Genomic DNA, 18,917 nt, shown 5'->3' with positions numbered 1-18,917 from the left:
AAATTCTCAATTTCGCTTTGGGGTAGCCTCATCTCTCTATAATCAGTCCTGATGTTCATTAATGCGTACCCTGACGTATGCGGAGTGATGAAACGTGAAATATTTTTTTATGGGCATTTCAGTGATGGTCATCGTTTGGGCCGGCACCTTCGCCCTGATGATCTGAGCAGCTGTCACGCATAAAAAAACAGGAGCCATTTGGCTCCTGTTTCTCTTCTATCTACCGTTTATCTCTCGTACAGCGCTACTCGCCCTCTTCCGCAGGGGTTTTTGCGGTCACGGGAAGCAGGCCATCGGCGCGGAACATCGCTTTGATTCCGCGCACCGCCTGACGAATGCGGTCCCGGTTCTCAATCAGTGCAAAACGCACGTGGGTATCGCCATATTCGCCAAATCCAACCCCTGGCGACACGCACACTTTCGCGTCGTTGAGCAGCTTCTTAGCGAACTCCAGCGAGCCCATCTCCGCGTAGGCATCCGGGATCTTTGCCCACACGTACATAGAAGCTTTGGGCATCTCTACCATCCAGCCCGCCTCGTGCAAACCTTTAACCAGCACGTCGCGACGACGCTTGTACTGGTCGGCAATATCACGCACGCACTGCTGATCGCCTTCAAGGGCAGCAATAGCCGCCACCTGTAGTGGCGTAAAGGTTCCGTAGTCGTGGTAGCTTTTAATTCGCGCCAGGGCGTTCACCAGCTCGGCGTTGCCGACCATAAAGCCGATCCGCCAGCCTGCCATGTTGTAACTTTTTGACAGGGTAAAGAACTCTACCGCTACGTCGCGCGCGCCGGGTACCTGCATGATGGACGGCGCTTTCCAGCCGTCGTAAACGATATCAGCATAGGCGAGATCGTGTACCACCAGCACGTCATAGCGTTTTGCCAGGGCAACCACCTTCTCAAAGAACTCCAGCTCTACGCACTGCGCCGTTGGGTTAGACGGGAAGCCGAGGATCATCATTTTTGGCTTCGGATAGCTCTCGCGAATAGCGCGCTCCAGCTCGTTAAAGAAGTCGACGCCCTCGACCAGCGGCACGGAGCGGACCTGTGCCCCGGCAATCACCGCGCCATAGATATGGATCGGATAGCTGGGATTCGGCACCAGCACGGTGTCGCCGTGATCCAGGGTGGCCAGCATCAGATGCGCCAGCCCCTCTTTTGAACCAATGGTCACGATGGCTTCGTTTTCCGGATCGATCTCAACCTGGTAGCGCTCCTGGTACCAGCGGGAGATGGCCCGCCGCAGGCGTGGAATACCGCGTGACGTTGAGTAACCGTGGGTATCCGGGCGCTGGGCCACGGTGCAGAGCTTTTCAACGATGTGCGGCGGAGTAGCACCGTCAGGGTTACCCATGCTGAAGTCAATAATATCTTCGCCGCGCCGACGCGCAGCCATCTTCAGTTCAGCAGTGATGTTAAAAACGTAAGGGGGGAGACGATCGATACGCGTAAAGCGGCGTTTAGGACTGAATTCAGCCATAGATTCCTCGGATAACGTGAGCGCCCGGACCGTCCGAGCGACGTTGCCACCTGTCGTAGTGGCATGACATTGAAAATAGCCTGAAAAATTTCCTGCTGTCGAGAAAAAAAGCAAAAATTGTTTGGCGAAGAAAAAGCGGAACCATCGGCTAAACAAAAAATGGCGCTGCGGTTAATTTAAACATTAAATGCAATACCATTTAACATGATGATATCAATGAAGTTACCGTAATATTACTCTGCACGCCTGGGTTTGCCAGCCAACCGCCTGCCTTTATCAATCCCCTTTTCTGTAAAGGGTTTTTCCCTATTTACCCTTTAGGGAAGTTAACTGGTCTTCTGTCGCTAATTTTTTTATCATCGCTTTTTCATGTCATTCACAAGAGCTACCCGTGCACGAAATTTTCACTATGCTGCTGGCGGTTTTCGATCGTGCGGCGTTAATGCTTATTTGCCTCTTCTTTCTTATTCGCATCCGCCTGTTCCGCGAGCTGCTGCATAAAACGGCCCACTCCCCTAAAGAGCTGCTGGCCGTGACCGCTATCTTCTCGATGTTTGCCCTGTTTAGCACCTGGTCAGGTGTGCAGGTCGAGGGCTCGCTGGTTAACGTGCGGATTATTGCGGTGATGTCGGGTGGGATCCTGTTCGGGCCCTGGGTCGGCATTATTACCGGCATGATTGCCGGTACCCATCGCTACCTGATCGATATCGGTGGCGTTACCGCCGTCCCCTGCTTTATTACCAGCATCGTGGCGGGCATTCTCTCGGGTTGGATCAACGTCAAAACGCCGAAGGCGCAGCGCTGGCGGGTGGGAATTATCGCGGGCATGCTGTGCGAAACACTGACGATGATTTTGGTCGTTCTCTGGGCACCCACTACCGCGCTGGGGCTGGATATCGTGTCAAAAATCGGCGTGCCGATGATTTTAGGCACGGTGTGCATCGGTTTTATCGTGCTGCTGGTGCAGAGCGTTGAGGGTGAGAAGGAGGCCAGCGCGGCGCGCCAGGCGAAGCTGGCCCTCGATATCGCCAATAAAACGCTGCCTCTGTTCCGCCACGTGAACAGCGAGTCGCTGCGCCAGGTATGCGACATTATCCGCCGCGATATTCACGCCGATGCGGTTGCCATCACCAACATCGATCACGTCCTTGCCTACGTGGGCGTCGGTGAAAACAACTACCGCGATAGCGATGATATTATCAGCCCCACAACCCGCCGGGCGATCGACAACGGCGAAATCGTCATTAAAAACAATGACGAGGCGCACCGCACGCCGGAGATCCACTCTATGCTGGTGATCCCGCTATGGGAGAAAGGGGTGGTCACCGGCACGCTCAAGATCTACTACTGCCACGCCCACCAGATCACCTCGTCCCTACAGGAGATGGCGGTGGGCCTGTCACAGATCATCTCCACCCAGCTGGAGGTCTCCCGCGCCGAACAGCTGCGGGAGATGGCCAATAAAGCAGAGCTGCGGGCGCTACAGAGCAAGATTAACCCGCACTTCCTGTTTAACGCGCTGAACGCCATCTCCTCGTCGATTCGCATGAATCCGGATACCGCCCGGCAGCTGATCATCAACCTGTCGCGCTACCTGCGCTATAACATCGAGCTGAATGACGACGAGCAGATCGACATTAAAAAAGAGCTGTACCAAATTAAAGATTACATTGCCATTGAGCAGGCGCGTTTCGGCGACAAGCTGACGGTGATTTATGATATTGATGAAGAGGTTACCTGCGTGATCCCCAGCCTGCTGATCCAGCCGCTGGTTGAGAACGCTATCGTCCACGGGATCCAGCCGTGTAAAGGCAAAGGTGTGGTGAACATCAGCGTGGAAGAGTGTGGCAACCGGGTGCGCATTGCCGTGCGCGACACCGGCCACGGTATCGATCCCAAAGTGATTGAGCGCGTTGAAGCCAATGAGATGCCCGGAAATAAAATCGGCCTGCTGAATGTGCATCATCGCGTGAAGCTGCTCTACGGTGAAGGTCTGCACATTCGCCGCCTTGAGCCGGGGACGGAGATTGCCTTTTACGTGCCGCATCAGCACACCCCGGTTCCCGGACCGGTTACGCTGCTGCGTTAAACAGGAGAGTGACAGTGAAAGTTATCATCGTTGAAGATGAGATCCTTGCCCAGCAGGAGCTGAGCTGGCTTATCAAAGCGCACAGCCAGATGGAGATTGTCGCCACCTTCGATGACGGTCTGGACGTGCTGAAGTACCTTCAGCACAACAAGGTGGATGCCCTGTTTCTCGATATTAATATTCCGTCCCTGGACGGCGTGCTGCTGGCGCAGAACATCAGCCAGTTCGCGCATAAGCCTTTTATTGTGTTTATTACCGCGTGGAAAGAGCATGCGGTCGAGGCGTTTGAGCTGGAAGCGTTTGACTACATTCTGAAGCCCTATCAGGAGTCGCGGATCATCACCATGCTGCAAAAGCTGGAGGCGGCCTGGCAGCAGCAATCCGGCACCAGCGGCGGCACGGTCGCCACCCGCGAGAACGACACCATCAATCTTGTTAAGGACGAGCGTATTATCGTGACCAGCATTCACGATATCTACTATGCCGAAGCCCATGAGAAGATGACGTTTGTCTACACCCGGCGTGAATCCTACGTTATGCCGATGAATATCACCGAATTTTGCAGCAAGCTACCAGCGGCGCACTTCTTCCGCTGCCATCGCTCTTACTGCGTCAACCTGAACAAGATCCGCGAGATCGAACCCTGGTTTAACAACACCTATATTCTACGGCTGAGGGATCTCGATTTTCAGGTTCCCGTCAGCCGCAGCAAGGTTAAAGAGTTCAGGCAGCTAATGCACCTGTGATCAGAGGATGTAGCCCAGGGTCTGGCGCATATGCGCCCCTGCGCCCAGCAGGCCTGGGTTGTCATGCACGATCAGGTACACCGGAATGTCCTGCACATAGGCTTTAAAGCGCCCTTTATCCTCAAAGCCGCCGCGGAAACCGGACGCCTTAAAGAAGTCGAGGAAGCGCGGCACGATACCGCCCGCGATATAGACCCCGCCGAAGGTGCCCAGCGTCAGCGCCAGGTTGCCACCAAAGCGGCCCATCACCACGCAGAACAGCGACAGCGCCCGGCGGCAGTCGGTACAGCTGTCCGCTAATGCACGCTCGGTGACATCTTTCGGCTGGAGGTTTTCCGGCAGGCGGCCATCCGATTTCACAATCGCCCGGTAAAGATTAACCAGCCCAGGACCTGACAGCACGCGCTCGGCAGAGACATGCCCCACTTCAGCACGCAGCTCCTCCAGGATAATGGCCTCCTCTTCGCTGTTTGGCGCGAAGTCAACGTGGCCGCCCTCACCCGGCAGGCTCACCCAGCGCTTATCGACATGCACAAGATGCGCAACGCCAAGGCCGGTACCGGCCCCGTAGACGGCAATCGGTTTACCTTCGACCGGCTCTCCGCCGCCAAACTGGGTCAGATGCTCTCTGTCCAGCATAGGGATCGCCATCGATACGGCGGTAAAGTCGTTGATGATCTCCAGGTGAGCAAAGCCGAGGTTCTGCTTCATCTCAGCGATGGAGAAAGCCCATGTGTGGTTCGTCATGGCGACCCAGTCGCCGGTAATCGGGCAGGCGATGGCAATGGAGCCATCTTCAACACTGACGTTGTGTTCAGCAAGGTAGACGCGAACCACGGCTTCCAGGCTTGGATAATCCAGCCCGGAATAGGTCTTAGCCTGGGAAATTTCGCCGTTGGCGACATCGCATAGCGCTAAACGCGCATTGGTGCCGCCTACGTCTCCTACTAAAGCATACTTTGTCATTCTTTTACGGCTCCGCTAAAGTCAGAATAAATCTTTGGCACACTGTAAATTCAAGGCGCTGTAACAACAACGACCATAGCACGAGTGCTGAGGGATTATAGAGCTTCATCACAGAATAACTTTACTCTTTCCGCATCATTTGTGTCGACGCCGCCAGGCGAGCCGTGCAATGGTGCACCTAAGTGAAAGTAGAAGGAAATCATCATGCTCCATCCGCGAGCCAGAACCATGCTGTTGCTGTCGCTTCCCGCGTTGATTATTGGCATTGCGTCGAGTGTTGTACTGGTGGCGGTGATGAAAGTCGCCTCCGTGCTGCAATCTATTCTCTGGTCCAGCCTGCCGATATCGCTGGGCGTCCCCCTGGATTCCCCCTTCTGGACGCTGCTGATGCTGACCCTCACCGGCGTGGCCGTCGGGCTGGTGCTGCGCTACAGCCCGGGTCACGGTGGACCGGATCCGGCCACCGAGCCGCTGATTGGTGCGCCGGTAGCCACCTCTACCCTCCCCGGCCTGCTCTGTGCGCTGATTATTGGCCTGGCGGGCGGCGTCAGCCTTGGCCCTGAGCATCCTATTATGGTAATCAATATTGCCCTTGCGGTTGCCGTAGGCGCGCGGCTCTTTCCGCGGGTGACGGCGCTTGACTGGACGGTGCTGGCCTCTGCCGGCACCATAGGCGCGCTGTTTGGCACGCCGGTTGCCGCCGCGCTGATCTTCTCCCAGACCCTGGGCGGTAACAGCGACGTCCCGCTGTGGGATCGGCTCTTCGCTCCGCTGATGTCCGCTGCCGCAGGCGCGCTAACCACCAGCCTCTTTTTCCACCCGCACTTCTCGCTGCCGATTGCCCACTACGGGCAGATGCAGCTGATGGATATCTTTAGCGGCGCGGTAGTGGCCGCCATCGCTATTGCGTTGGGGATGATTGCGGTGTGGTGCCTGCCACGCCTGCACCAGCTGATGCACCGGCTGGGCCATCCGGTGTTGATCCTCGGCATCGGCGGCTTTCTGCTGGGTATTCTCGGCATCATCGGTGGGCATATCACGCTGTTCAAGGGGCTGAGCGAGATGCAGCAGTTGGCCTTTAGCCAGACCTTTACCGTCAGCGACTACCTGCTGTTTGCGGTGGTGAAGCTTGCTGCGCTGGTGATTGCTGCCGCCTGCGGCTTTCGCGGCGGGCGCATCTTCCCGGCCGTATTCGTGGCGGTGGCGTTAGGGCTGATGCTGCACGAGCACGTCGAGGCCGTTCCGGCAGCGATTACCGTATCGTGCGCCATTCTTGGCCTGGTGCTGGTGGTGACCCGCGACGGCTGGCTGAGCCTGTTTATGGCGGCGGCGGTGGTGCCGGATACTACCCTCCTGCCGCTGCTGTGTATTGTGATGCTTCCCGCGTGGCTGCTGCTGGCGGGAAAACCGCTGATGATTGCGCCACGTCGCAAAGATTAACGCCCGCGCGGGTTTCATCGGCTCGTCCGGTGTAATGTTGCGCTATTTACAGAACAGAGAGGGTAACTGCATGGTTTATCAGGCCAATCCTGAGCGCTATCAGGGAATGGAGTATCGCCGCTGCGGCGATAGCGGCATCAGGCTACCGGCAATATCGCTGGGGCTGTGGCATAACTTTGGTGACGCGACGCGGGTTGATACCAGCCGCCAGCTGCTACGTCACGCCTTCGATCTGGGTATCACCCATTTCGACCTCGCCAATAACTACGGTCCGCCGCCGGGATCTGCCGAAAGCAACTTTGGCCGCATCCTGCAAGAGGACTTTTTACCGTACCGCGACGAGCTGATTATCTCTTCCAAAGCCGGTTACACCATGTGGGACGGCCCTTACGGTGACTGGGGTTCACGCAAGTATCTTATTGCCAGCCTCGATCAGAGCCTGCGCCGGATGGGGCTTGAGTATGTCGATATCTTCTATCATCACCGCCCGGATCCGCATACGCCGCTGAAGGAGACCATGCGCGCGCTGGACCATATTGTGCGCCAGAGGAAAGCGCTCTACGTTGGGCTGTCGAACTACCCGGCCGATCTGGCCCGCGAGGCTATCGCCATCCTCGACGATTTGGGCACGCCCTGCCTGATCCATCAGCCGAAATATTCACTGTTTGAGCGCTGGGTAGAGGATGAGCTCCTGGATCTGCTGGCGGAAAAAGGCGTCGGCAGCATCGCCTTCTCGCCGCTGGCAGGCGGTCAGCTCACGGACCGTTACCTCAACGGCATTCCGGAAGATTCACGGGCCGCCAGCGGGAGCCGCTTCCTCAGCCCGGATCAGCTTACCGAGGAGAAGCTGGAGAAGGTGCGTAAGCTTAATGCGTTGGCGCAGGCGCGTGGACAGAAGCTCTCCCAGATGGCGCTGGCATGGGTGCTGCGCGGGGACAGAGTGACCTCGGTGTTAATTGGCGCAAGTAAAATTGCCCAGTTAGACGACGCTGCGGGCATGCTGGCTAACCGCCACTTTACCGAGCAGGAGTGTGCCGCCATTGATGCAATTCTGAACGACGCAGGTTAATCTTTTTTTAACAAAAAGTGCTGCCATCCACGAATTAGGAGTTTAGGCGATGCTACGGGACTTTACGTCTCGTAATATTTTCTTACAGGCCATCGTGGCCCGCTCGTGGAGGAAATTTTTATGTTCAGGTCACTTATTCTGGCAGCACTGTTAATGGCTACTACAGCCCCGCTGGTCGCCCACGCCGGTGAGATCACGCTGTTGCCGTCTATAAAATTACAGATTGGCGACCGGGACGATCGGGGCCACTACTGGGATGGCCGAGACTGGCGCGACCGGGACTACTGGAATCGCCACTATCAGTGGCGCGATAACCGCTGGCGTCCGCACGATCGCGGTTACCATCGCGGCTGGGACAACCGAAAAGCGTATGAGCGTGGCTATCGCGAAGGCTGGGAAGATCGTAGCGATCGTCGTGGTCCGGGGCGCGGTCATGGCCATGGTCACGGCCACCACCATTGATAAAAGCGTAATCCTTGCCCAAGCCGGGTCAGGCGCAGCCGCCACCCGGCGTTACCCTCACACTACAGCCCCAGCGCCATACCTATCAGCAGCCACAGGTTAAGCCCTACCACCAGAGCCACAATCACCCAGCCGAGACGTTTTACCAGTTTGGTATTGACCAGCTCCCCCATCAGCTTGCCGTCGCTGGTAAAGATCAGCAGAGGTACCAGCGCCAGCGCGATACCAAAGCTCAGCAGAACCTGACTCATCACCAGAATACGCGTCGGATCCAGCCCCATCAGAATCACGATAAACGAAGGCAGCATGGTGATAGACCGACGTAGCCACAGCGGAATACTGAAGCGAACAAACCCCTGCATCACCACCTGACCGGCCAGGGTGCCCACTACCGTGGAAGAGAGCCCTGCCGCCACCAGGCTCAGGCCAAAGATGGTGGCTGCCGCATGGCTTAGCAGCGGTTCGAGAGTAAGATAGGCCTGATCCAGGTCGGCAACCCCGGTATGGCCGCTAAAGTGAAACGCGGCGGCGGCGGTGGCCATCATCGCCAGGTTAACGAAGCCCGCGATGGTCATTGCAATCGCTACGTCCCACTTCGTTGCCGAGTAGCGCTCTTTGCGCGATCCGTCATGCAGGTTCTGGGTCAGAGAGGAGTGCAGATAGATGACGTGGGGCATAATGGTTGCCCCCAGCACGCCCGCCGCCAAAAACACCGCTTCGGTAGTCGGCAGGCTCGGGATCAGCATCCCTTTACCCAGATCCACCAGCTTAGGCTGGGAGAAGATCAGCTCTACCACGTAGGCCACAGCGACAAAGAGCAGCAAACCGCCGATCACCTTCTCCAGCGGTTTATCGCCGCGCCGCTGCAGCATCAGAATCAAGAAGGTGGCAATGCCGGTGAGCACCGCCCCCTGCAGCAGCGAGACGCCGAGAATGAGCTTAAAGCCAATCGCCGCCCCGATAAACTCCGCCAGGTCGGTGGCCATGGCGATGATTTCTGCCTGCACCCAATAGAACCACACCACAGGACGCGGATAGCGATCGCGAATATGCTCGGCAAGGTTTTTGCTCGTGGCAATCCCCAGTTTGGCGGAGAGCACCTGGATCAGCATCGCCATCAGGTTAGCCCAGACCACCACCCACAGCAGCTTGTAGCCGAAGCTGGCCCCGGCCTGAATATTGGTAGCAAAATTGCCGGGATCGATATAGCCAATAGCCGCCACAAAGGCGGGTCCCATTAATGCGAACCGAAGCTTCCGCGCTGTACGTCCGCTGCTACTCTCAACGCTGCTATCGTTCATTTTTGCCTCTAATATAGCCTTTGCTATGTTTCATGCTAGCAAAATGCGAATGATTATCAAGTTGGTTTGGGTGGATTTCTTTGATAGATAAAACCGATTAACGGAGTGAAGATCAGGAAAAGAGCGAAATTGCGTGGGGAGGTTGTCCCATTTGTTACAGTTTAGCAGCGTAAAAGGGTTTTACACTTCTTTTATTAACATAACAAAATTGTATCTTTGATCACTATTTTTGAGTCTCGTCACAGGACATTACGATAGTGTGTATTTGATCTCGTTTTATTTACTCTTGTTTCATAGAATGTGCACGAAAACTAAACCTGCCTCATGTTTGGAGCAAAAAGTATGTCCCGCGTTCTTCACTTTGTTTTGGCGCTTGCCGTTGTGGCGCTGCTTGCCTTACTGGTCAGCAGCGATCGCAAGAAAATTCGTATTCGTTTCGTTGTTCAGCTTTTGGTTATTGAAGTGTTACTCGCCTGGTTCTTCCTGAACTCCGACATTGGTCAGGGCTTCGTGCGTGGCTTCTCCGAGATGTTTGAAAAGCTGCTCGGCTTTGCCAACGAAGGGACAAACTTTGTCTTTGGCAAAATGAACGATGAAGGTCTGGCGTTCTTCTTCCTGAAGGTACTCTGCCCTATCGTCTTTATCTCGGCGCTGATCGGTATCCTGCAGCACATTCGCGTTCTGCCGATTGTCATTCGCGCTATTGGTACCGTGCTGTCAAAAGTTAACGGCATGGGCAAACTGGAGTCCTTTAACGCGGTAAGCTCGCTGATTCTGGGGCAGTCAGAAAACTTTATCGCCTATAAAGATATCCTCGGCAAAATGTCGCGCAACCGCATGTACACCATGGCAGCCACGGCGATGTCTACCGTCTCCATGTCGATCGTTGGCGCGTACATGACCATGCTGGATCCAAAGTACGTCGTTGCGGCGCTGGTTCTCAACATGTTCAGCACCTTTATCGTTCTGTCGCTGATCAACCCTTACCGCGTGGATGAGAGCGAAGAGAACCTGCAGATGGCGAATCTGCATGAAGGCCAGAGCTTCTTTGAGATGCTGGGTGAGTATATCCTGGCAGGCTTCAAAGTGGCGATTATCGTTGCCGCTATGCTGATCGGCTTTATCGCCCTGATCTCCGGCCTGAACGCCCTGTTCGCCGCCGTACTGGGTATCTCCTTCCAGGGCATTCTGGGCTACATCTTCTACCCGGTTGCATGGGTAATGGGCGTACCGGCCGGCGAAGCGCTGCAGGTAGGCAGTATTATGGCAACCAAACTGGTCTCTAACGAATTCGTTGCCATGATGGACCTGCAGAAGATCGCCAGCACCCTGTCGCCACGTGCGGAAGGGATCCTCTCCGTGTTCCTCGTCTCCTTTGCTAACTTCTCCTCTATCGGCATCATTGCCGGCGCCATTAAAGGCCTGAACGAAGAGCAAGGCAACGTGGTATCACGCTTTGGTCTGAAGCTGGTCTACGGCTCTACGCTGGTCAGCGTACTGTCTGCGTCTATCGCTGCGCTCGTGCTGTAAGTTTACGTTGTACCTATAAAAAACCGGGGCCCTGCCCCGGTTTTTTTATCTCTAGTCTGCCAGCTTCTCGGGTTTACCAAGCAGATACCCCTGTAGGTAGTCCACCCCCAGCGAGAGCAGCAGGTCACGCTGCTCCTCGGTCTCCACATACTCTGCCACCACGGTCAGGGATTTGGCCTTCGCCATAAAGCAGATCGATTTCACAATCATCGCGTCCAGCGAGTCGGTGAGGATATCTTTCACGAAGCTGCCGTCAATCTTTACGATGTCAGCATGCAGACGCTTCAGACGCTCGAAGTTAGCGTAGCCGGTACCAAAATCATCGATCGCAATCTTAAAGCCGTAGTTTTGCAGACGCTGAATGTTATGCATGCTGGTTTCAGAATTAGAGAAAGCCTGCTCTTCTGTTATCTCAATGATCACGCACTGAGGGGCAACGTCATAGCTTTTAAACAGGGTCATAATCTGCGTGGCCGACTCTTCTTGCATCAGGGTCAGCGGCATCAGGTTGACGGAGAAACGCGCCTGAGTACCGGGAACCGGGTGCGCACGTAGCCAGCGCAGCAGGGTCTCCAGTACCTGCATATCGAAGCGAATGCTCAGGTTAAACTGGGCGATCACCGGCAGAAAGCGGTCAGGCGTCAGAACTTCACCTTCAACTGCAAGACGGGTCAGCACCTCATGGTATCCCACGCCATCGGCATTCTGGATTGGCTGGGCATAGAGCAACAGTCCATCCTGCTCCAGGGCGCGCTTTACGCGGTTAAGCAGCAGCACACGCTCGGTAGTGTGGCCGCATACGGTCTCAAGGCTCTGGGTTAGCGCTAGCACATGCGAGCTTGCACAGGCCTGCTCGGAAAGCCAGCTCAGCTGCCCCAGCATTTGGTGAAACATCTCCCCTGCGCCTTCAATAATGCCCCACGAGGCCCCAAACTCGATATCCATTGCGGTGTGGTGCCAGAAAATTTTCCGCCCGCTGAGGTAGTCCACCATGTGCTGAAGCCGCGCCGTGGGATCGGCACCGTTGAGCAGCAGCAGGAGTTCGCTTCCCGGCAGCTGATAGACCTTCTCATTGCGCATCAGCAGCGGCTGTAGCTCACGGGTGATGCTGCGCTTACACTGCACGCGCATCATCATGCCGTAGTGGCGACTGAGAAACTCCAGGTTGCTGATGTGCAGGCAACAGACGACCCGATGCGTATGCTTCTCTAACTGCTGTTCAAGGGCGCGTAAATTCGGCAGACCGGTAAGGGGATCGGTTAGCGCCTGCGCCTTCCATGCCCGCTTAAGCCACTCGCTGCGCCGGTAAATAGAGGCCATGTAGAGAATGCAGATGGTAAAGGAGATCAGCACCGACAGCACGAAGGCCATAGAATATTCAGTGTAAACACCCTGCAAGAAGTTTTGATTGTTAGCAAGGAGCATCAGGGCGGTAATTGCCCAGCTCATACCGATTAACGGCGGGCTTAACTTACCGATCCCTAAGGTAAATAAGATAAAGATGATCGGTACCAGGTACCCGGCTATATAGTCAGACTGATACGGTGAACAGACGACAATAAGAAATAGCGCTAATGTGAGCAGCCAGCCTAAAGTAAAATTTCTTCTTCGTGGTGACAAAAAAGGTCTGATGCTTTTTCGCCACAGCGTCCGGCCATAGCGGGGATTCACCATCATGCGCAACGGATAATAAAACATCATGGTAAAAATCAGCGCCGCGCACATCAAACTCTGTATATCAATGATGCTGTAAATAACCGAGCCGGTATCAAAGAACCGGGCCATCGGCGTTGGAAATGTCACCCTGGCACCCGCAACGTACATGGTTGCCTTAATAGCGGCAGGCGCTACGAAGGCCAGCCAGACGGTGCGCACCCCCATATCCCGGTTTGGCAAGCCGTGTCGCCAGCGCGTGCCCAGCTGCCAGCGCACAATGGTGCATGACAGCAGGAGGGGAAAGAAGAAGCAGAAAAGGAAAACACCGGTTTGCAACAATGTTAAATCCAGCAGCTGCTCATAAACCAGGGCAAATCCCACCACCAGCGGAAAGATGGCCCGGCGACCAAAAAGCAGGATCATTGCCAGCGAGACGCTGAACGGTAGCCATGCCAGAAAGATTTCACTCGCATCTACCTGGGCGCGCGGAGAAATAAGACGTGAAAAAGGGACAATTGCTATACACATTATTAACGCAATTAAAAACACTTTCACATGACTGTATATTTTCATTTTCATTTGAGTTAATAAATGTGCTCTGGGCATGCATTTTCGCTGGGCAGAAATAATAGGTTTATTCACAAGGTGAATCAAGTTAGCAAGCTGATAGTGAATTGGTGCTTAACAATAGTTAAGGAATGGGAGAATTTCCTGGAAACGCTATAAAAATTTTACTGAATGTTCGTGAAAGAGGAGTGACAGATATAAAAAAACCCTCGCAAATGCGAGGGTCTGAATTTTGGTGGAGCTAAGCGGGATCGAACCGCTGACCTCTTGCATGCCATGCAAGCGCTCTCCCAGCTGAGCTATAGCCCCACAGTCTTCTTTACGCACCAAATCTGTTGGGTTCAGAATTTGGTGGAGCTAAGCGGGATCGAACCGCTGACCTCTTGCATGCCATGCAAGCGCTCTCCCAGCTGAGCTATAGCCCCGTTGCGTAAAGCTGTCGTGTTGACGGGCGGCATAATATGAATTCCTTTGTCAGGTGTCAACGGCAAAATCTCACTCTGTCTCTCAACCGCTGAAAAAGCAAACAAATGAACGACATTGCGCGCCTGCTCGCAGCCAGGAGTTAAACCTGTCACATTTTCGCGTAAAATGGTGCTATAAAATGAACCCCTAATTACCCCTACTGCTCGTCAGGAAATCGTATGATCAAGGAACGAATGACGCCGGAAGAGTTAGCCAGACTGACAGGCTATAGCCGCCAAACCATTAACAAGTGGGTACGCAAAGAGGGCTGGGTAACGTCACCTAAGCCAGGCGTTCAGGGTGGCAAGGCGCGCGTGGTGCATATCAATGAACAGGTGCGTGAGTTTATCCGCAACGCTCGCCGGGCTGCCGATGCGACGCTCTACGCTGATGCCAGCCTGGATAGCTCACTCGACGTGCTGCTGGTGACGCTGGCGAAAGAGATGACGCCTTCAGAACAGAAACAGCTGACCTCTCTGTTAATGCGCGAGGGGATCAGCGGCCTGCTCCAACGGCTGGGTATTCGCGGTAGGGATAAGTAAGATGAAGCTACCTGACAAAATGACGCCTGAAGAGATGGCGGACTACCTTGGCGTGGCCAGACAAACCGTTAACCGTTGGATCCGTGAACAGGGTTGGACAACCGAGACGCTAACCGGTGTGAAAGGCGGCCGGGCACGGCTGATCCATATTGATGAGCGCGTGCTGGCCTATATGCGCAAAACGCCGGTGGTTCGTCACCGCCAGTCGGCCTGGTCAATGGCGGAACCCGCCGCAGACTATGGCACGCTGTTTCAAACCGCCTCGCTACGCCAGATTAATACCGTTCTGCAGAATATGACGCCCGCAGAGCAGGAGCGCCTGGAGCGCTTTTTGGCACGCGAAGGCCTGCGCGGGTTTTTAACCCGGCTGGGCATCGCCGACGCTGAGGCATAAAAAAACGGCAGGTTAACCCTGCCGTTTTTGTTGAGTGCGGTTACCGCCTGCTTACTGCTGGCTTTCGCGCTCTGCAATAAAGCCCAGCGCGCGGTTAATACGCTCAACGCTGCGGGTTTTACCAATCGCATGTACGGTAACGTCCAGCGCAGGCGACTGCCCTGCCCCGGTCACGGCCACGCGCAGCGGCATCCCGACTTTACCCATTCCCACTTCCAGCTCATCGGCGGTCGCCTGAATCGCATGGTGGATATTTTCCGCCGTCCAGTCGGTCAGAGCGGCCAGCTTGTCGCGCACCACTTCCAGCGGCTGACGCGCAACCGGACGCAGGTGCTTCTTGGCAGCGTCGGCGTCAAACTCAGCAAACTCCTCATAGAAGTAGCGGCAGCTCTCGGCAATCTCTTTCAGCGTTTTGCAGCGCTCGCCCAGCAGTCCGATCAGCTCTGACAGCTGCGGGCCGGTGCGGGTGTCGATATTTGCCTGCTCAATATGCCACTGCAGGTGGGTGGCAACGTACTCCGGAGCCAGGGTGTTGATATAGTGGTGGTTCAGCCACAGCAGCTTGTCGGTGTTAAAGGCGCTGGCCGATTTGCTTACCGCACCCAGCGAGAAGAGGTTGATCATCTCTTCGCGGCTGAAGATCTCCTGATCGCCGCTGGACCAGCCCAGACGCACCAGGTAGTTAAGCAGCGCTTCTGGCAGATAGCCGTCATCACGATACTGCATAACGCTCACCGCGCCGTGGCGCTTGGAGAGCTTTTTGCCGTCGTCGCCGTTGATCATGGAGACGTGAGCATAGACCGGCACCGGGGCATTCAGCGCTTTCAGAATGTTGATCTGGCGCGGGGTGTTGTTGATGTGGTCTTCACCGCGGATCACGTGAGTGATCTGCATATCCCAGTCGTCAACCACTACACAGAAGTTATAGGTTGGCGAACCGTCGGTGCGGCGGATGATCAGATCGTCCAGCTCCTGGTTGCTGAATTCGATCGGGCCACGGATCTGGTCATCAAAGATCACTGAGCCATCCTGCGGGTTCGCAAAGCGTACGACGCAAGGTTCATCGGCAGCGTGTTCGCTGTGGTCATGGCGGCAGCGACCGTCATAGCGCGGCTTCTCGCCGTTGGCCATCTGCTCTTCACGCAGCGCCTCCAGACGCTCTTTAGAGCAGTAGCAACGGTAGGCGGTGCCCACTTTCAGCATGTCGTCAATAACTGCATTGTAGCGGTCGAAACGTTTGGTCTGGAAATAGGGGCCTTCATCCCACTCCAGATTCAGCCAGTTCATGCCATCCATAATGGCTTCGATAGCCTCTGGCGTAGAGCGTTCGAGATCGGTGTCTTCAATACGCAGCACAAACTCACCGTTCTGGTGACGTGCGAAAAGCCAGGAATAGAGAGCGGTACGCGCCCCACCGACGTGCAGATAGCCGGTCGGGCTTGGCGCGAAGCGAGTTTTGATTTTCATGAAATGGCCTTACGTTGATAACGATGCCGACAGCCGGCAAGTCCTGGAAAACAGAATGGGCAATATTCTATCACCCTGCGCTGATTCCTCAATGTTGTTACTACTCTGGGTGAGTCAAAGCCGTTTTTTGTTTAGAAATCATGCGTACGCAGCGATTTATGCGCCGCTTTGTCTAAATTTACGACGAACAAACAAAATCTTGAGAAAAGGCGTTGACTCATTTTCAACTCTCCCTATAATGCGACTCCACACAGCGGGGGTGATTAGCTCAGTTGGTAGAGCATCTCCTTTACACGGAGGGGGTCGGCGGTTCGAGCCCGTCATCACCCACCATCATTAAGATGATGACCGCAGTGTAGATAAGCAGTGAGATTGGGCGATTAGCTCAGTTGGTAGAGCATCTCCTTTACACGGAGGGGGTCGGCGGTTCGAGCCCGTCATCGCCCACCAATCTCAACTTATCAACAGCAGTTCCGAAATGGGCGATTAGCTCAGTTGGTAGAGCATCTCCTTTACACGGAGGGGGTCGGCGGTTCGAGCCCGTCATCGCCCACCATTTCGGGTCGTTAGCTCAGTTGGTAGAGCAGTTGACTTTTAATCAATTGGTCGCAGGTTCGAATCCTGCACGACCCACCAATGTAAAAAAGCGCCCTAAAGGCGCTTTTTTGCTATCTGCCGTTTTCAAAAGATTCGACAAAATTGTCCGGAACAATTTTGAGCAACGCATAGCGTTGACCCAAAGGGCGAGTCTCAGGATGAGACGAGTATACCTGCGGCAGGTTCGTGTCGAGCGCAGTGAGACAACGGAGCCGTTTACGGCGACGGCCCGAAGGGCGAGCGAAGCGAGTCATCCTGCACGACCCACCAATGTAAAAAAGCGCCCTAAAGGCGCTTTTTTGCTTTCTGCCGTCCGTGATTTAACGCCGGGCGGCACTGCGTTTGCCCGGCCTACGGTGAGCGCAGTGCGGTTTGTAGGTCGGGTCAGCGAAGCGCCACCCGACATGCCGATGTCGACTTTCTCTCTCAAGCTCTCTAAAAAAATGCCGATATAACAAGTTTATGGCAAGAGAGGTTTTATAATGACAACAATTTCAACAACTACGCCGTCAGTCCAGTCCGGCAGTTCCGGACGCTCTTCCAGCAGCGCCAGCAGCGATATCGCCTCCCAGATCCAGAGCCTGACCCTGCAGGTCACCAAACTCACCAAACAGCTGAAAGAGATCGCGAGCGGCAGCGGCACCACGGAAGAGAAGAAAAAGCAGCAGGAGCTGATTCAGGATCAGATCAAGATGCTGCAGGCACAGATCGCACAGCTTCAGCGCCGTCAGGCAGAAGAGGCGCAGAAAAATCAGGAGCAGAAACAGGCTAAAGCCGAAGGCGTCAATTCCCCCTCCGCCGAAAATAAGATTGATATCTATATCTAATCGCTCAGAGAGGCATTAAGCCTCTCTCATTTCTCAACAAACGCGATAAATCACTTTTCATTAACATCCAGATAAAAGCAAAATGGTGGCACTGTCTTTCAGGAGTCATTATGAAATTTTTACGCGTCCTCGATCCGTTTACGCTCACGCTTATTGCCGTTGTTTTAGTGGCCTCTTTTTTTCCAGCCCGCGGCGGCTTCGTCCCCTTCTTTGAAGGACTCACCACCGCCGCTATCGCCCTGCTCTTCTTTATGCACGGCGCCAAACTCTCCCGCGAGGCCATTATTGCCGGCGGCAGCCACTGGCGACTGCACCTCTGGGTGATGTGCAGCACCTTTATCCTCTTCCCGGTGCTGGGCGTGCTGTTTGCCTGGTGGGCACCGGTCAACGTCAGCCCAGAGCTCTATACCGGTTTTCTCTACCTCTGCATTCTGCCAGCCACCGTACAGTCCGCGATCGCTTTTACCTCGCTGGCCGGTGGTAACGTAGCGGCTGCGGTGTGCTCCGCCTCAGCCTCCAGCCTGCTGGGCATCTTCCTCTCGCCGCTGCTGGTGGGTCTGGTGATGGATATGCACGGCGCACAGGGCAGCCTTGAGCAGGTAGGGAAAATCATGCTGCAGCTGCTGCTGCCGTTTGTGCTCGGCCACCTGTCACGTCCGTGGACCGCCGCATTTGTGGCGCGTAATAAAAAGTGGATCGCTAAAACCGACCAGACCTCAATTCTACTGGTGGTCTACTCTGCCTTCAGCGAGGCGGTGGTGAACGGTATCTGGCATAAGGTTGGAATGGGATCGCTGCTGTTTATCGTGATTGTCAGCCTGGTCCTGCTGGCGATTGTGATGGGGGTAAATATCCTCGTGGCACGCCTCTGCGGCTTTAACAAAGCCGATGAAATTACCATCGTCTTCTGCGGCTCAAAAAAGAGCCTGGCCAACGGTATCCCGATGGCCAATATACTTTTCCCGACGTCCGTCATTGGCATGATGGTGCTGCCGCTGATGATCTTCCACCAGATCCAACTGATGGTCTGTGCCGTGCTGGCGCGCCGCTATAAGCGTCAGGCGGAGGCGCAGCAGGCCCATCAGGCTGCTGATAACAGCTAAGAACGCCGGAGGGGCTGCACAAGATGCGTCAGCCCCTCGGTTTTAATCAGCAACGTAAAGGCCATCAATTGCCCAAGATGCCCGGGCGGAAATGTCTCCTTGCGGGCAAACCAGAGCAGATACTCCTCCGGAAGATCGATCAGCATCCGGCCCTTATATTTACCAAAGGGCATCTCAGTGTTAGCAATCTCTACCAGTTGGGCCTTATCCATC

The 18,917-nt window shown here is 55.1% G+C and carries 17 protein-coding genes, 6 tRNA genes and 1 other RNA gene; 16 read left to right on the top strand and 8 right to left on the bottom strand.

Going from position 1 to position 18,917, the window contains the following annotated elements; genetic code table 11:
* Window positions 1-94 precede the first annotated feature (94 nt).
* Complete coding sequence (gene ypdK / locus WFN61_RS10380) at window positions 95-166, top strand: membrane protein YpdK (RefSeq protein WP_099458783.1); 72 nt, start codon at window positions 95-97, stop codon at window positions 164-166.
* Window positions 167-244: 78 nt separating this feature from the next.
* Here ypdK and alaC read toward each other — a convergent pair whose 3' ends face one another.
* Window positions 245-1,483, bottom strand: coding sequence for an alanine transaminase (gene alaC / locus WFN61_RS10375; protein WP_144818235.1), 1,239 nt, complete (start codon window positions 1,481-1,483; stop codon window positions 245-247).
* 391 nt (window positions 1,484-1,874) lie between these two features.
* On the opposite strand from alaC, the gene WFN61_RS10370 reads away from it, so the two are divergent.
* Window positions 1,875-3,572, top strand: a complete 1,698-nt coding sequence (locus WFN61_RS10370; RefSeq protein ID WP_144818234.1) for a sensor histidine kinase — start codon at window positions 1,875-1,877, stop codon at window positions 3,570-3,572.
* A 14-nt stretch (window positions 3,573-3,586) separates the two neighbouring features.
* Window positions 3,587-4,318, top strand: coding sequence for a LytR/AlgR family response regulator transcription factor (locus tag WFN61_RS10365; RefSeq protein ID WP_144818233.1), 732 nt, complete (start codon window positions 3,587-3,589; stop codon window positions 4,316-4,318).
* Here WFN61_RS10365 and glk read toward each other — a convergent pair whose 3' ends face one another.
* A complete protein-coding gene (gene glk, locus WFN61_RS10360; protein ID WP_042389469.1) occupies window positions 4,319-5,284 on the bottom strand; it encodes a glucokinase in 966 nt (321 codons plus the stop codon).
* A 204-nt stretch (window positions 5,285-5,488) separates the two neighbouring features.
* On the opposite strand from glk, the gene WFN61_RS10355 reads away from it, so the two are divergent.
* From WFN61_RS10355 to WFN61_RS10345, 3 genes are all read left to right on the top strand, one after another.
* A complete protein-coding gene (locus WFN61_RS10355) occupies window positions 5,489-6,724 on the top strand; it encodes an ion channel protein (protein ID WP_337038657.1) in 1,236 nt (411 codons plus the stop codon).
* A 70-nt stretch (window positions 6,725-6,794) separates the two neighbouring features.
* On the top strand, window positions 6,795-7,793 hold the full coding sequence (mgrA, locus tag WFN61_RS10350; protein WP_337038656.1) for an L-glyceraldehyde 3-phosphate reductase: 999 nt from the start codon (window positions 6,795-6,797) through the stop codon (window positions 7,791-7,793).
* A 120-nt stretch (window positions 7,794-7,913) separates the two neighbouring features.
* A complete protein-coding gene (locus WFN61_RS10345) occupies window positions 7,914-8,255 on the top strand; it encodes a DUF2502 domain-containing protein (protein WP_144818230.1) in 342 nt (113 codons plus the stop codon).
* A gap of 62 nt (window positions 8,256-8,317) precedes the next feature.
* Here WFN61_RS10345 and WFN61_RS10340 read toward each other — a convergent pair whose 3' ends face one another.
* Complete coding sequence (locus tag WFN61_RS10340) at window positions 8,318-9,556, bottom strand: Nramp family divalent metal transporter (RefSeq protein WP_144818229.1); 1,239 nt, start codon at window positions 9,554-9,556, stop codon at window positions 8,318-8,320.
* Window positions 9,557-9,898: 342 nt separating this feature from the next.
* Between WFN61_RS10340 and WFN61_RS10335 the strand changes: the two genes are divergently transcribed.
* Complete coding sequence (locus tag WFN61_RS10335) at window positions 9,899-11,086, top strand: NupC/NupG family nucleoside CNT transporter (protein ID WP_042389457.1); 1,188 nt, start codon at window positions 9,899-9,901, stop codon at window positions 11,084-11,086.
* Between the two features lie 51 nt (window positions 11,087-11,137).
* Here WFN61_RS10335 and WFN61_RS10330 read toward each other — a convergent pair whose 3' ends face one another.
* The 3 genes from WFN61_RS10330 to WFN61_RS10320 all read right to left on the bottom strand — a co-directional run bounded on the left by WFN61_RS10330 (window position 11,138) and on the right by WFN61_RS10320 (window position 13,734).
* Window positions 11,138-13,321: an EAL domain-containing protein gene (locus tag WFN61_RS10330; protein WP_144818228.1), complete on the bottom strand. Its 2,184-nt coding sequence runs from the start codon at window positions 13,319-13,321 to the stop codon at window positions 11,138-11,140.
* Window positions 13,322-13,542: 221 nt separating this feature from the next.
* A tRNA-Ala gene (locus tag WFN61_RS10325) sits at window positions 13,543-13,618 on the bottom strand.
* A 40-nt stretch (window positions 13,619-13,658) separates the two neighbouring features.
* Window positions 13,659-13,734 (bottom strand) — tRNA-Ala (locus WFN61_RS10320).
* Window positions 13,735-13,953: 219 nt separating this feature from the next.
* Between WFN61_RS10320 and WFN61_RS10315 the strand changes: the two genes are divergently transcribed.
* Together WFN61_RS10315 and WFN61_RS10310 are read left to right on the top strand one after the other, a co-directional pair.
* Window positions 13,954-14,316, top strand: coding sequence for a YfeC-like transcriptional regulator (locus tag WFN61_RS10315; RefSeq protein ID WP_312275286.1), 363 nt, complete (start codon window positions 13,954-13,956; stop codon window positions 14,314-14,316).
* A gap of 1 nt (window position 14,317) precedes the next feature.
* Window positions 14,318-14,710: a YfeC-like transcriptional regulator gene (locus WFN61_RS10310; protein ID WP_337038655.1), complete on the top strand. Its 393-nt coding sequence runs from the start codon at window positions 14,318-14,320 to the stop codon at window positions 14,708-14,710.
* A gap of 51 nt (window positions 14,711-14,761) precedes the next feature.
* On the opposite strand, the gene gltX is transcribed toward WFN61_RS10310, so the two are convergent.
* Entirely contained in the window at window positions 14,762-16,177 is a 1,416-nt protein-coding gene (gene gltX, locus WFN61_RS10305; RefSeq protein ID WP_312275287.1) for a glutamate--tRNA ligase, read from the bottom strand.
* 257 nt (window positions 16,178-16,434) lie between these two features.
* Here gltX and WFN61_RS10300 point away from each other — a divergent pair.
* From WFN61_RS10300 to WFN61_RS10270, 7 genes are all read left to right on the top strand, one after another.
* Window positions 16,435-16,510 (top strand) — tRNA-Val (locus WFN61_RS10300).
* 41 nt (window positions 16,511-16,551) lie between these two features.
* Window positions 16,552-16,627: transfer RNA gene (locus WFN61_RS10295), tRNA-Val, on the top strand.
* Window positions 16,628-16,657: 30 nt separating this feature from the next.
* Window positions 16,658-16,733 (top strand) — tRNA-Val (locus WFN61_RS10290).
* 4 nt (window positions 16,734-16,737) lie between these two features.
* A tRNA-Lys gene (locus WFN61_RS10285) sits at window positions 16,738-16,813 on the top strand.
* 95 nt (window positions 16,814-16,908) lie between these two features.
* Window positions 16,909-17,044, top strand: a non-coding RNA gene (locus WFN61_RS10280) — RtT sRNA.
* 212 nt (window positions 17,045-17,256) lie between these two features.
* Window positions 17,257-17,601 carry a FlxA-like family protein gene (locus WFN61_RS10275; protein ID WP_257758193.1) on the top strand — a complete coding sequence of 115 codons (345 nt, stop codon included), beginning with the start codon at window positions 17,257-17,259 and terminating at the stop codon, window positions 17,599-17,601.
* A 110-nt stretch (window positions 17,602-17,711) separates the two neighbouring features.
* Window positions 17,712-18,704 carry a bile acid:sodium symporter family protein gene (locus WFN61_RS10270; RefSeq protein ID WP_144818223.1) on the top strand — a complete coding sequence of 331 codons (993 nt, stop codon included), beginning with the start codon at window positions 17,712-17,714 and terminating at the stop codon, window positions 18,702-18,704.
* Here WFN61_RS10270 and WFN61_RS10265 read toward each other — a convergent pair.
* Window positions 18,701-18,916, bottom strand: coding sequence for a DUF3820 family protein (locus tag WFN61_RS10265; RefSeq protein WP_144818222.1), 216 nt, complete (start codon window positions 18,914-18,916; stop codon window positions 18,701-18,703). The genes WFN61_RS10270 and WFN61_RS10265 overlap by 4 nt on opposite strands.
* Window position 18,917: the final 1 nt, after the last annotated feature.

The sequence above is a fragment of the Pseudescherichia sp. AS216 genome, from assembly GCF_037152055.1.
Lineage (GTDB): Bacteria > Pseudomonadota > Gammaproteobacteria > Enterobacterales > Enterobacteriaceae > Pseudescherichia.
The sequence above is the reverse complement of the archived record's forward strand: the minus strand, read 5'-3'. Positions and strand labels throughout refer to the sequence as shown.

What these genes read in the sequence shown, in the direction of transcription:
- alaC (WP_144818235.1), bottom strand. Translation starts at nt 1,483, where the DNA reads ATGGCTGAATTCAGTCCTAAACGCCGCTTTACGCGTATCGATCGTCTC.
- glk (WP_042389469.1), bottom strand. Translation starts at nt 5,284, where the DNA reads ATGACAAAGTATGCTTTAGTAGGAGACGTAGGCGGCACCAATGCGCGT.
- WFN61_RS10355 (WP_337038657.1), top strand. Translation starts at nt 5,489, where the DNA reads ATGCTCCATCCGCGAGCCAGAACCATGCTGTTGCTGTCGCTTCCCGCG.
- mgrA (WP_337038656.1), top strand. Translation starts at nt 6,795, where the DNA reads ATGGTTTATCAGGCCAATCCTGAGCGCTATCAGGGAATGGAGTATCGC.
- WFN61_RS10345 (WP_144818230.1), top strand. Translation starts at nt 7,914, where the DNA reads ATGTTCAGGTCACTTATTCTGGCAGCACTGTTAATGGCTACTACAGCC.
- WFN61_RS10340 (WP_144818229.1), bottom strand. Translation starts at nt 9,556, where the DNA reads ATGAACGATAGCAGCGTTGAGAGTAGCAGCGGACGTACAGCGCGGAAG.
- WFN61_RS10335 (WP_042389457.1), top strand. Translation starts at nt 9,899, where the DNA reads ATGTCCCGCGTTCTTCACTTTGTTTTGGCGCTTGCCGTTGTGGCGCTG.
- WFN61_RS10330 (WP_144818228.1), bottom strand. Translation starts at nt 13,321, where the DNA reads ATGAAAATGAAAATATACAGTCATGTGAAAGTGTTTTTAATTGCGTTA.
- WFN61_RS10315 (WP_312275286.1), top strand. Translation starts at nt 13,954, where the DNA reads ATGATCAAGGAACGAATGACGCCGGAAGAGTTAGCCAGACTGACAGGC.
- WFN61_RS10310 (WP_337038655.1), top strand. Translation starts at nt 14,318, where the DNA reads ATGAAGCTACCTGACAAAATGACGCCTGAAGAGATGGCGGACTACCTT.
- gltX (WP_312275287.1), bottom strand. Translation starts at nt 16,177, where the DNA reads ATGAAAATCAAAACTCGCTTCGCGCCAAGCCCGACCGGCTATCTGCAC.
- WFN61_RS10275 (WP_257758193.1), top strand. Translation starts at nt 17,257, where the DNA reads ATGACAACAATTTCAACAACTACGCCGTCAGTCCAGTCCGGCAGTTCC.
- WFN61_RS10270 (WP_144818223.1), top strand. Translation starts at nt 17,712, where the DNA reads ATGAAATTTTTACGCGTCCTCGATCCGTTTACGCTCACGCTTATTGCC.
- WFN61_RS10265 (WP_144818222.1), bottom strand. Translation starts at nt 18,916, where the DNA reads ATGGATAAGGCCCAACTGGTAGAGATTGCTAACACTGAGATGCCCTTT.